8 protein-coding genes and 1 riboswitch are annotated in these 11,399 nt (G+C 65.1%); of the genes, 1 reads left to right on the top strand and 7 read right to left on the bottom strand.

All coding sequences use genetic code 11. The annotated features are described in order from the left end of the window. Positions 1-3: 3 nt before the first annotated feature. The 6 genes from IF803_RS34000 to IF803_RS34025 form a co-directional block, all read right to left on the bottom strand. On the bottom strand, positions 4-1,503 hold the full coding sequence (locus IF803_RS34000; RefSeq protein WP_461195142.1) for a PepSY domain-containing protein: 1,500 nt from the start codon (positions 1,501-1,503) through the stop codon (positions 4-6). 2 nt (positions 1,504-1,505) lie between these two features. Continuing rightward, positions 1,506-3,788, bottom strand: coding sequence for a TonB-dependent receptor (locus IF803_RS34005; protein ID WP_461195143.1), 2,283 nt, complete (start codon positions 3,786-3,788; stop codon positions 1,506-1,508). A 107-nt stretch (positions 3,789-3,895) separates the two neighbouring features. Next, positions 3,896-4,091, bottom strand: a riboswitch (cobalamin riboswitch). A gap of 290 nt (positions 4,092-4,381) precedes the next feature. After that, positions 4,382-5,305 carry a CobW family GTP-binding protein gene (locus tag IF803_RS34010; protein ID WP_461195144.1) on the bottom strand — a complete coding sequence of 308 codons (924 nt, stop codon included), beginning with the start codon at positions 5,303-5,305 and terminating at the stop codon, positions 4,382-4,384. A 1-nt stretch (position 5,306) separates the two neighbouring features. Next, positions 5,307-6,797 (bottom strand): amidohydrolase family protein, encoded by a 1,491-nt coding sequence (locus IF803_RS34015; protein WP_461195145.1) that lies wholly within the window; start codon positions 6,795-6,797, stop codon positions 5,307-5,309. Between the two features lie 153 nt (positions 6,798-6,950). Then, positions 6,951-7,343, bottom strand: coding sequence for a hypothetical protein (locus IF803_RS34020; protein ID WP_411779494.1), 393 nt, complete (start codon positions 7,341-7,343; stop codon positions 6,951-6,953). 152 nt (positions 7,344-7,495) lie between these two features. Then, complete coding sequence (locus IF803_RS34025; protein ID WP_461195146.1) at positions 7,496-9,352, bottom strand: ABC transporter ATP-binding protein/permease; 1,857 nt, start codon at positions 9,350-9,352, stop codon at positions 7,496-7,498. Positions 9,353-9,546: 194 nt separating this feature from the next. Between IF803_RS34025 and rpmE the strand changes: the two genes are divergently transcribed. Next, positions 9,547-9,774, top strand: a complete 228-nt coding sequence (gene rpmE / locus IF803_RS34030; protein ID WP_016845230.1) for a 50S ribosomal protein L31 — start codon at positions 9,547-9,549, stop codon at positions 9,772-9,774. Between the two features lie 756 nt (positions 9,775-10,530). Here the strand turns inward: rpmE and IF803_RS34035 are convergent. Then, positions 10,531-11,010 (bottom strand): hypothetical protein, encoded by a 480-nt coding sequence (locus IF803_RS34035; RefSeq protein ID WP_461195147.1) that lies wholly within the window; start codon positions 11,008-11,010, stop codon positions 10,531-10,533. Between the last annotated feature and the right edge of the window lie 389 nt (positions 11,011-11,399).

The raw sequence follows: 11,399 nt of genomic DNA on the forward strand, positions 1-11,399 counted from the left end.
GGCTTACGAGGGCGTGCGCACGAGGCTCGCCGACACTGGCCTCGCTCGCACCTTGCGCCGCCGCAACCGGCGCCAGCCGATCACGATCCCGCTGATCGAGATAATCGTGCCAGCCGCCGATAGCAGCCACACCACGACGTCGCGCGCCGGCGAGATGCGTAGCAGCAGCGGGAAGTCGAGGCTGTGCAGCGCGTTGAACAGCCAGCGGTAGGACCGGCGGCTGTCGTCACTGCGGTCGAGGATCTCGCCAGTGACGGGAGAGATATGCAGCCAGGTGTGGGCGGGATCGTCGAAGCCAATCCGCAATACGGGAAGCTCGCGCGCCTGGTGCAGCGTGTACCAGTAGGCGTCGGGTTCATCGAGCTGCCGCGCTGATGTCATCGCAGCGCCGGGCATTGCGTGTCGGGCGGCAGCGATGATCTCGTCGCGCGAGAGGGGCATCTGCGCACCGGTCACAGGATCGGCGATGCTGCGGCCGCCGTTACCGTCGTCGAGCAACATCAACCGGTGTCCGCCGATCCAGACGAAGCGGGCCTCCACCGCCGGCATCGATGGCGACGACTGGAAGCCGGCGACGATGTCGGGCGTGTCGTGGCCGCTGTAGCCGACCGCGATCTCGCGGGTGATGCCGCGAGCGGAGAACGCGCCGCCGGGATTGAGCGACAGCCAGCCGCTGAACATCCAGGTCAAGACGCAGATGCCGCCGATCAGGCCGGCGATGTGATGCCAGGCCATCCAGCCGCGATAGGGCGAGACGGCGCCGCTCGCGTAGCGGCGCGTCAGCCGCAGGCGCAAAATGCCGATCCAGAAGCCGGTGACCGCGACCACAAGACAGACCCCCGAGATCCAAAGCACCACATCCCGCCACAGCGGGCCGTCCTTGCGCAACACGGTCGGATAGATCCAGTGCGGGATCGAACCAAGCCAGTTCCAGATGCGCTCGCGACGCGTGGTGTCGAGCGCGATCTCGCCGGTGCGCGAGGAGACGTAGAGCTCGGTGCCATCGGGGTCGCCGAGGCCGATCAGATAGAGCGGCCGCAACGGATCGAAGCGCGCCGTGACCGACCATTGGTCGCGCGTCACGGTGTCGAGCAGTTGGGGTTGCACCGTGTGCGGATGATGGCGTGCGATGGCCAGCGCCTGGTCCGGCGTGATGCGGTCGATCACGCTGCCGTCGGTCGCCGAAATCGTGATCGCCCCTCCCTTCCAGCCGGTGACGCGATAGACGGGCGTGTCGTCCATCATCGCGAGCCGCAGGTCACGCGGATAACGCTCGACACCCGCGATCGCCATCGCGCGATCGGGTGCGAGCTGCACCTTATTCCAAGGAATGACAGGGAGCGCGGCGACGCGCTCGCTGTCGGTGAGGCGCGGAAAGGCCACGTACATCATGACGAGGCCGGAGATAAACCACATCGCGAACAGGAGACACGTCGCAATGCCGATCCAGCGATGGACGACATAGAGCCATCGCCGCCCGCGCCGGATCAGAGCGTTGCGCATGGTCAAAACTTCACGTTGACGGACAATTCGGCGGTACGCGGCATGCCGAGCAGCCACTGCCCGGTGCCGTTCGAGGTTACTGCGTAGACCTTGTCGAACAGATTGTAGAGGCGGAGCGCGACCGTGGTGCGGTCATCCGGCTTCCATCTGATGCCGCCATTGACCACATTGTAGCTCGGCCGCAGCTGGGTGTTGGCGAGATCGGAGTACATCGCACCGACGATCTGCACGCCGCCATAGACCGACCAGTTGGGCGCGAAATCCCAGGTCAGCCAGACGTTCGAGACCTGCTGCGGCACGTTGACCGGGACATTGCCGTTGAAGCTGACAATCTTGCCGCCGACCACCTGGCTGTTGTTGTCGTATCTGGCGCGCAACAGCGCAAGATTGGCGTCGACGCGCCAGCCGTCGCTCAGCGCGAGCCCGATCGATCCTTCGACCCCGCGCGATGATTGCTGGCCGATCTGCAATGCCAGGCCGCCGGTGGGATTGCCGGGATCGGGAATCGTGAGCCCGGTCTTGACGATCTCGTAGGCGGCCAGCGTCCACTCGCCGCGGCCGCCCCAGAACGCCTGCTTGACCCCGATCTCGGTCTGCTCGCCGGTCGCAAGCTGGAAGGTTTTTTGCGAGACGGGCAGCGAGATCAGGTTGCTGACCGGATCGACGCCGACCGCGTACTGGCCATAGAACGCGAGGTTCTTGATCGGCTCGTAAACGAGGCCGGCGCGCCAGCTGGTCCCCGATAGCTTCGTCTCAAAACTGTTTGCCGGCGTCTTGTAGTCGGTGCGCTCCACCTCGGGGCGATCATACCTGACCCCGGTGACCAGCGACAATTGATCGGTCAGCGAGAGCCGATCCTCGGCGAACAGCGCGTATTGATTGACGATCGCATTGAAGCCCGGTGTGGTCGCCGTCGTCGTCGCGAAGAACGATCCCGGATCGAACACGTAGGGATTGACCGACGACGCGCCGCCATAGGGCGAGTTGTTGGTATGGGTGAAGTCGATCCGGTTGACGTCGAACCCGGCGACGAACTGGTTCGCAAGTCCGAACACGTGACCGCTGAAGGTCGTATCCATCCGGTTGCCGAGCTGCTTCTGGTCGTGGAAGATTTCGATATAGCTCGTGCGATCGATCAGTTGGGTCTTCGGATTCCAGGTGTAGTTCTCGATGTCGCGCCAGTGCCGCTCGCTGGTCAGGTAATACAGCGTGTTGTTGACCTTGATGCCGTCGGCGACGTCCCACTCGGTCTTGAACCGGGTCCAGCTGTCCTGATAGCGGATCGCGCTGTCCAATGCGTTGTAGTTCTTGAAGCGCAGCGCGTCCTGGATCGAGCCGTTGATCAGCGGCGTGCCGAAATAACGCGACGGGCTGCGGTCGCCGTAGTTCTCCGACAGCGTGAAGGCGAGATTGTCCGACGCCTGCACCCGCACGGCGGCGGAGACCACCGCATTCGAGGTCTTGTCGCGATCGACCCAGCCGTCCGACATGTTGCCGGTGGCGTTGACGCGGTACGACACATTGGGATTGATCGGACCGGTGCTGTCCACCGAGAGCCGCCGGGTCATGTTGCTGTCGAGCGAGACCTCGGCCTCGTTATAAGTCGTGCTCTGCGGTTTCTTCGGGATCACGTTGATGACGCCGCCGATCGCGCCCTCGCCGTACAGCACCGAGGCCGGGCCGCGCAGCACCTCGATGCGCTGCGTCGACCATGTGTCGTAGGGAAACGTCAGCGTGCCGGAGCCGATATAGAAACGCGTGCCGTCGTACAGCGTCATCACCGAGTTGCTGCCGGCAAAGCCGCGGGTGCTGAACGACAGGCCGCCATTGCCGGGCGCCGGCGTTGCGATGAAGCCGGCCGCGTCCTGGGTGACGGCATCGACCACATTATGCTGGCCGCGCTCAGCGATGGTCTGCGCCGTGATGATCTCGACGCTGGCCGGCGTCTGCAGCGGCGTCAGATTGAGACGACTACCGGTGCCGCCCTGCGTGGTGGCATTGAGCGTCGGCGATACCGCCCCCGATGCGCCTGACGCCGCGGCGCGCGGCGTGTTGCCGGCTGGTGCGACCGTCGCGGGCCTCGGCCGTGGCCGCGCCGCAGCGGCCATGTCACGGCTGCGCGCCGCAGGCTTCGGCTTTGCCGCAGCGGAAGGCGCGACCTCGATCGGATCGAGCCTGGTTGGTGGAGGTGTTTGTGTCGAGCCCTCAGCCGGCAGCAGTAGCGATGACAGGGAGCAGACGAGACCGAGGCGCCATTTGCGCGCAACGGGAAAGGACGGAGACATGAAAACGACTCGCGGTAACGTGGCACGTCACCGCGAACGCGGACTGGCGCATTGCCCAAAAGGCAGTGCTCCGATCCCACCAGGACGCCCCCGCCCGATGTGCTCGCGTGTGACCACGACTGACGGCAGGTCTCCTGGCTCACGGGTCATCGCCTGTCGACGCCTTCCCGGGCCTGATAGCCCAGTGGCAAATTGACGAAAGGCTCGCCGTTTACAGTTGCGGGGACAGCTGCGGCATTGAGGTTACCCTCGCACCGCATTCCCTTTTGATCCCCGAAGGGAACCGTCGGCAAAAACGATAGGTGCTGGCGGCAGGGCTGTCAATTCGATGCGATCGTCCCACACATGCTTTGCGAAATGCTGCGGCGGCGATGACACAGCGACATCTGCGGCTGACGCGGAGACTTCTTGTCCCGTCATCCCCGCGCTGTCGTCCTGGCGAAAGCCAGGACCCATAACCACCGAATTCGATAGAGAGCGCGATAGTGGCCCCAGCGTCGCACAACAATAGGCGGTTGGGGTAATGGGTCCTGGCTTTCGCCAGGACGACGCTGAATACATTCACATTCTCTCAGGATGACGGGACATTTGCGTCACTCGACGCAGCCTTCCATGATCGCATCAATCTCCGCCCGCGACAGAGCACCCATCTCGGCGATGAACACGATTCGCGTGCGCGGCACGCCGGGCGACGGCACGCCGCCCGTAGCCAAGGTCGCGCGGCCGCCGGCGAGTTGAAACACCGTCAGCCGCCCGGGCTGCTCCACCGTCTCGAACAATCCCTTCGCCCGCGCCAGCTTCGGCGCCAGTCTGCCGATCGCCTGCTGCAGGCGCGGCAGCACGACGGGCCGCTCCGAGGTCCAGCTCAGCGTCTCGAACCGGTCGGACGCCGGCCGTCGCGGCGCGGTCTCGCGCGGCGCCGGCAGGTGATCGAGATCCGCCGGAAACAGCAGCGCGGCCGGCACCTCGCCATGCAACGCATCGACCACCACGGCTGCCGGACGAATCGCGCGCACGGCGTCGCGGATCGCGGCGCACGCAGCGGCATCGGCGAGATCGACCTTGCTCAGCGCCACCACATCCGCCGCCCGCAGCTGCGAGCGCAGCAGCGCGTCGTTCAGCATCGCCGCAGGCTGCGTCGCGTCGACCACGCACAGCACGGTCTCGAGCGGCGCCTCCTTCCAGATCACGGGATCCATCAGGTTGCGCACGATGTCGGCGGGATCGGCGATCCCGCTGGTCTCGATCACGATGAATTCGGGACGCGGATCACGCCGCAGCAGCGTGGCGAGCGTGCGCAGCAGGTCGCCCTCCAGCGTGCAGCAGATGCAACCGTTGCTCAGGCTGACCACGCCGTCGCTGGCGCCCGCGATCAGCTCCGCGTCGATATTGATCGCACCGAAATCGTTGACCACGGCGGCGATGCGCCGCCCTTGCGCATGCGCCAGCAGATGGTTGACGACCGTGGTCTTGCCCGCCCCGAGGAAGCCCGCGACCAGCAGGATCGGGACCGGCACCTCAGCCTCCGGTGACAGGCCGGCGCACCGGCCGGCCGGGACGCGCCGCGACATCGAGCACACCATCGCTGATCAGCGGCTGGCCGCTGACCACGAGATGCCGCACGCCCTCCGCCGGACGATTCATCGCGGAGAAGGTCGCACGATCGCTCAGCGTCTCAAAGTCGAACACCACGACATCGGCGTCGGCGCCGACCTGCAGCCGGCCCTTGGCCCGCATCGCCGGCGTGCTCGCCGACAGGATCTCGGCCGGGATCAGCGCGCATTTGCGGATACCCTCGAGCAGCGACACCTTCTTGCGCTCCCGCACCCATTCGCGGATGAAGCGGGTGAAGCAGCCCGCCGAGCGCGGATGCGAGGTGGCATCGTCGGGCAGCGGCCAGGCGTCGCCGGTGTAGGGGCGGCCGTCGGACAGCGTCCACGGCATCGCGTCGGAGGCGATCGCGCCGCCCGGATACAGCACCGCCATGTCGAGCAGATCGCGATGATGCGCGTTGTTCTCGATATCGAGCACGTGCCACAGCACCAAGGTCGAGGGCTCTTCGGCCTGTGCCGCCAGCAGCTCCTCGCGGCTGCCGAAACGGTGACCGTCGGTCACGCGCTGCACCGAATCATAACCGAGGCCGTTGCGCTCCTCGAATTTCGGATCGCTGAAGAAGGTCGCCGCCAGCACGGTCGAGCCGGTGCCATAGGGATAGGCCTCCACCGTGATCGGCAGGCCCTGCGCCTGCGCCTTCGCGATCAGCGCAACACAGCGTTCGATATCCGTCTTGCTCGACGAGTTGAAATGACAGATGTGCATATGCGCGCCGGTGGCGCCGGCATAGCCGATCAGGCGGATATAGGCCTCGGCCGCGCTCTCGGGATCGATCCGCGACATGTAGGCGACGTGGGTGAAGGTCGGCACCGCATGCGTGGCCGCGAGCTGGCACACCGCGGTCAATTCCTGCACGCCGGCGCCCGGCGCATAGGCGTTGAGAATGCCGATGCCGATACCGCCCTCGTTCAGGCCGATCGCGAGGCGGTCGAGGATGCCGCCGACCTCGCCTTCGGTCGCGACGTTTTCGATCCAGCGGCGATCGCGCATCGCGGCCCCAAACGATTCCAGCGAGCTTTCCGAATTCGAACCGGTCATCGCACCGATGCGCGCGAAGGCCCAGTTGGCGGCGGCGCCGTAGTTCAGCACCCTGCCCTTCTCGGCCTGGCGCTTGTACCAGGACGCGACCGGCAGCACGCCGGCCTCGAGGTCGAGCGAGGTCGTCACCCCGTCGAACGCCTGCATGCGGTCGGCCGGAATGGTCTGGCCATGCGCGTGCAGGTCGATGAAACCCGGCGCCACCACGAGCCCGGTCGCGTCGATCCGCCGCTCGGCGCCGCCGAGGCCGCTGCCGACCGCGGCGATCTTGCCGTCGACCACTGCCACATCGCCGATCGCGTCCATCCCGCTGGCCGGATCCACCACCCGGCCGCCGCTGATCACCAAGCCACCCATCTCGTCACTCCCCGCATTCCGAAACCGACCGGTCTCTTGTCGAGCACAGAGAAGCGCATCGCACTGATCGCAGCAAGCCGGCCAGGGTTGTGGCGACATGCTGTGACGGAATATCCGCCGCGCCGTGATGGCGATTGCAGAGTGAGGCCCTTCCTACGTTCCGGTTGCACGCCGCGGCGCCAGCCCGCGCCAGAGATCGGGGCCGGGCTTCACGCGGCTCGCCACGAGTTTTGGCGGCGTGCGGTCCTTGGCGATCGCCGCCTCGACCGCGCGCTTGAGCCTGACATTGTCGATCTGCGCCAGGAATCGCCGGATGACGGAATCCTGATCCGCGCTTTGACCGGAGATCGCCGCGCACAGCTCCGCGGTCGTCCTGCGGAAGAAGTGGAAGGCGTCATCGGCCGCGCCGCCCAGCCGGTCGACCTCGCCGGCCACACCGAGCGCGTGCATCCGATCGTCGTCGTCAAGCGTCACTGCGAAGCGCAGCACGGCAAGCTGCCAGGCACAAAGCAGCTTGCTCTCCGGTTCAGTCGCATTCTCGCGCATCAGTCGAACACCCCGCGCGCCTGACCTCCTTCGGCTGTCGAGGGAGGTCAGGCGCGGCGCGACTATCCTTGCGTGGGAATAGGTTTTCGAGGGGCGCGCGCGCCCGATCGCATAGGAATCGCATAGGCGAAGCGCGCCGAGGCCCAATTCGCTCAAATCCCCTCGAACTGCAGCCGGGCCAGCCGGGCGTAGAGGCCGCCCGCGGCGACCAGCTCGGCGTGGGTGCCCTGCTCGACGATCCTGCCCTGGTCCATCACCAGGATGCGGTCGCAGGACAAGACGGTCGCCAACCGATGCGCGATCACCAGCGTGGTGCGGTGGCGCATCAATTCCTCCAGCGCGGTCTGCACCAGCGTCTCGCTCTCGGCGTCGAGCGCCGAGGTCGCCTCGTCGAGCAGCAGCAGCGGCGCATCGCGCAGGATCGCGCGCGCGATCGCGATGCGCTGGCGCTGGCCGCCGGACAGCGTCACGCCGCGCTCGCCGAGTTGGGCGTCGAAGCCTTCGGGCAGGCGGCGCAGGAATTCGGTGGCATGGGCGAGATCGGCGGCACGCTCGACCTCGGCGTCGGTCGCGTCGGGCCGGCCGAACCGGATGTTCTCGCGGGCGCTGGCGGCGAACACCACGGAATCCTGCGGCACCAGCGCGATGCGCGCGCGCACCTCGGCCGGATCGGCCTGCCGGATCGGCACGCCGTCGAGCGAGATCGTGCCGGACTTCGGATCGTAGAAGCGCAGCAGTAGATGGAACAGCGTGCTCTTGCCGGCGCCGGACGGGCCGACGATCGCGACCTTTTCACCTGACCGGACCGAGAGCGACACTTCATCGACGGCAAGCGCGTTGGGCCGGGTCGGATAGGCGAAGCTGACATCGTCGAAGCCGACATCGCCGCGCGCCGGCTGCGGCAGTGCGCGCGGCGATGCGGGCGCCGCGATCTGCGGCCTGACGCGCAAGATCTCGAACAGCCGCTCGGCGGCGCCCGATGCGGCCGAGACCTCGCCCCAGACCTCGCTGAGCTGGCCGAGGCCGCTCGCGGCGAACGCCGTGTAGAGAATGAACTGGCCGAGCCGGCCCGGACTGATGGTTCCGACCAGCACGTCGTGCGAGCCGACCCAGAGGATCACGACGACGCTGGCGAACACGATGAAGATGACGATCAGCGTCAGCACCGCGCGCGCCTTGGTCGAGCTGCGCGCGGCTTGATAGGCCTGCTCGACCTCGCCGGCAAAACGCGTCCTGGCGAGCCGCTCGCCGGTATAGGCCTGCACGGTGCGGATCGCATTGACCAGCTCCGAGGCATAGGCGCTGGCATCGGCCAGCGTGTCCTGGGCGGTGCGCGACAGTCGCCGCACCCAGCGGCCGAACGCCACCAGCGGAATCACGATGATCGGGATCGCGAGCAACACGAAGCCGGACAGCCGCGGGCTGGTGATCACCATCATCGCGGCGGCGCCGAAGAACAGCATCAGATTGCGCAGCGCGATCGACACCGACGCGCCGACCGCGGACTTGATCTGCGTGGTATCGGCGGTGAGCCGCGACACCAATTCGCCGCTTCGTGCGGAATCGAAGAACGAGGGCGACAGCGAAATCAGATGCGCGAACACGTCGCGCCGGAGATCGGCGACGATGCGTTCGCCGATCGTCATCACGAGGTAATAGCGCGAGGCGCTGGCGCAGGCGAGCACCGCGACGACCGCGATCATCACGCTGAAATAGCTGTTGATCATCGCGATGCCTTCGGGCGTGAAGCCCATGTCGATCATCCGCCGCACCGCGACCGGCACGATCAGCGTGGTGATCGCGGCGATCGTCAGCGAGATCAGCGCGAGGATCGCCCGGCCCTTGTAGCGCGCCACATAGGGCGCGAGCGCAAGCAACGGCCGCAACCGGGCGCGGCTCTTCGCCGGCTCCGTGATCTGGCTCTCGATGAAGGCTTCCTCATCGAGCAACGCGTCGCGCGGAGGCTGCGGGGCGCCACGCGGGGTCTCAAGCTGTTCGGCTACGCTCATCAATCTAGACCGGTTCTATCGCCCTCCACATAGGCCCGCCGACCCCCGGCTGGCAAATCCGGTAAAGTCCCAATCCGGTGATGGGCTTAGGCCCTTTCTTGGCTTGTTTTGGGGGGCTCCATGGGTTATAGACCCGCGCAAATCCCGTATTCCAGACATCTTGAGACGGGCGCCGGCGCGCCGAAGGAACTGTCATGAAAGCCGATATTCATCCGAATTATCATACGATTAAGGTCGTCATGACCGACGGCACCGAGTACCTGACCCGCTCGACCTGGGGCAAGGAAGGCGACACGCTGAACCTCGACATCGACCCCAAGTCGCACCCGGCCTGGACCGGCGGCACCCAGCAGCTGATGGACCGCGGCGGCCGCGTCTCGCGCTTCCAGAAGAAGTTTTCGGGCTTCCTCAAGAAGGACTAAAGTCCGCTTCGCAATCGCCCCGGCGATCACACGCAAAACGCCCCCGTCTCGGGGGCGTTTTTGTTTTTGGCGCTGGTGCAGATCGGCGGGCTGAACGAGCCTGCGATCCTCCCGATGCGTCGTCCTGGCGAAAGCCAGGACCCATAACCACCGACTTGTGTTGTTGGAGGAACAGGCGGCCCCAGCATGGCGAGGCAATTCGCATTAGGGGTAATGGGTCCTGGCTTTCGCCAGGACGACAGCGAATGTATCGCACGGCCTCCATCCACAATCGTCGTCCCTGCGAAAGCAGGGACCCATAACCACAGGGTTGTGTTGCTGAAGAAAGGCTGTGGCCACGGCGTCGCGCAACATTGAGCATTCGTGGTTATGGGTCCCGGCTCCAGGCCGGGACGACACCGAATGTGTTGCGCGGCCAGTGGGTCGTAATTCCAAATTCTCGCGACATGATCTGTCCGAGCTTTGCTCTTCGTTTCGCCGCTCCGAAAGCAGAGGGCGCAGGGAAAGCCGGGTGCCGATCGCACCCATGGGTCCCGCGCAATAAACAACGCGAGAGGTAGGACCAGCGTTGAATGTCGCCTTTGGTCAATAGCCGCCCTTGGCGCAATGGAAGAAAGCCGCATACATCTTCGCTCTATTTCCGTTAGCCCGCGGTAACAACGCTCGACCGGCGAGACGGATAAGGCCGCCATTCTAGCGAGCGAAATAGCCGCCGCTCAGATTTGGGTAAGCGACGGCAAATTCTCGCTGCTCGTGTTACTTCAGCTTGTACGTACCAGTTTGATGATTGCAGCTCTGAAACGTTCCGTCCTTGATGACCGGAAAGGACCCCAGTGGTTCGACTGTGCCTGCCATGACCATGCCTTCGTATTTCCCAGTTCCTGCGAGGTTCGTCCTGGTTGTCTTTCCATCGCCGGTCGAAAAATATGAGAGCCGCTTGTCGCCGTCCACATCGATTGACTCGCAAACGTTGGACCCCGTGATCTTCCCGTCAAGTGATGCATTCATCCCGACGCAGCGGAAAGTGCTTTTGTCAAACATGCCCCCGGGAGGATTGCTGCGGACGGTGCCCGTCAACTCAAAACTCGATCCGGTATGGGTCTTGGAGAAGGTGATCGTGTTATTAACGCCTGACCAACAGGCGATGTAGTCGTAGCTGCCCTCCTTGGGAAGCTCAGCCGCAAATGCAGAAAATGGAGAACCAACGATGAGTAAGGCTAATGCATACCTGTGCATGGCATTCCCCTCCTGAAATCGTTTTAAATGTCGGCCCCGTTAGTCAGTTATTCCGCATTGGATCGACTACTTTGATCTAGATCAGCAGGTTGCGGCGGTTGACACCGCCGGCGCGAAGAGGGGCAACCCGTTTCGGCACGCTTACCGCGTCCGACCGAGCGGCCGCTTAGGGTCGTTTGCGCCTTCCGGCGGTCGGACTGGCTGGCCGGCATAGGATCGGACCCTCACCTGTTCGGAACGCGCTCGCTTCGTCGAACCAAGGCTACCCGTCTTCTATCGTCGCACCGGCAACTTGCGAGCCGTATAGCTTCTGCTAAAGCGGGATGGGTTTAGGTTGAATCGATTTGGGATTCCCAAATCAGTGTGTTTCTGATTCACCATGCTGGCTG

It is taken from the genome of Bradyrhizobium sp. UFLA06-06 (assembly GCF_054820065.1).

What these genes read in the sequence shown, in the direction of transcription:
- IF803_RS34020 (WP_411779494.1), bottom strand. Translation starts at nt 7,343, where the DNA reads ATGCGCGAGAATGCGACTGAACCGGAGAGCAAGCTGCTTTGTGCCTGG.
- IF803_RS34025 (WP_461195146.1), bottom strand. Translation starts at nt 9,352, where the DNA reads ATGAGCGTAGCCGAACAGCTTGAGACCCCGCGTGGCGCCCCGCAGCCT.
- rpmE (WP_016845230.1), top strand. Translation starts at nt 9,547, where the DNA reads ATGAAAGCCGATATTCATCCGAATTATCATACGATTAAGGTCGTCATG.
- IF803_RS34035 (WP_461195147.1), bottom strand. Translation starts at nt 11,010, where the DNA reads ATGCACAGGTATGCATTAGCCTTACTCATCGTTGGTTCTCCATTTTCT.
- IF803_RS34015 (WP_461195145.1), bottom strand. Translation starts at nt 6,797, where the DNA reads ATGGGTGGCTTGGTGATCAGCGGCGGCCGGGTGGTGGATCCGGCCAGC.
- IF803_RS34000 (WP_461195142.1), bottom strand. Translation starts at nt 1,503, where the DNA reads ATGCGCAACGCTCTGATCCGGCGCGGGCGGCGATGGCTCTATGTCGTC.
- IF803_RS34005 (WP_461195143.1), bottom strand. Translation starts at nt 3,788, where the DNA reads ATGTCTCCGTCCTTTCCCGTTGCGCGCAAATGGCGCCTCGGTCTCGTC.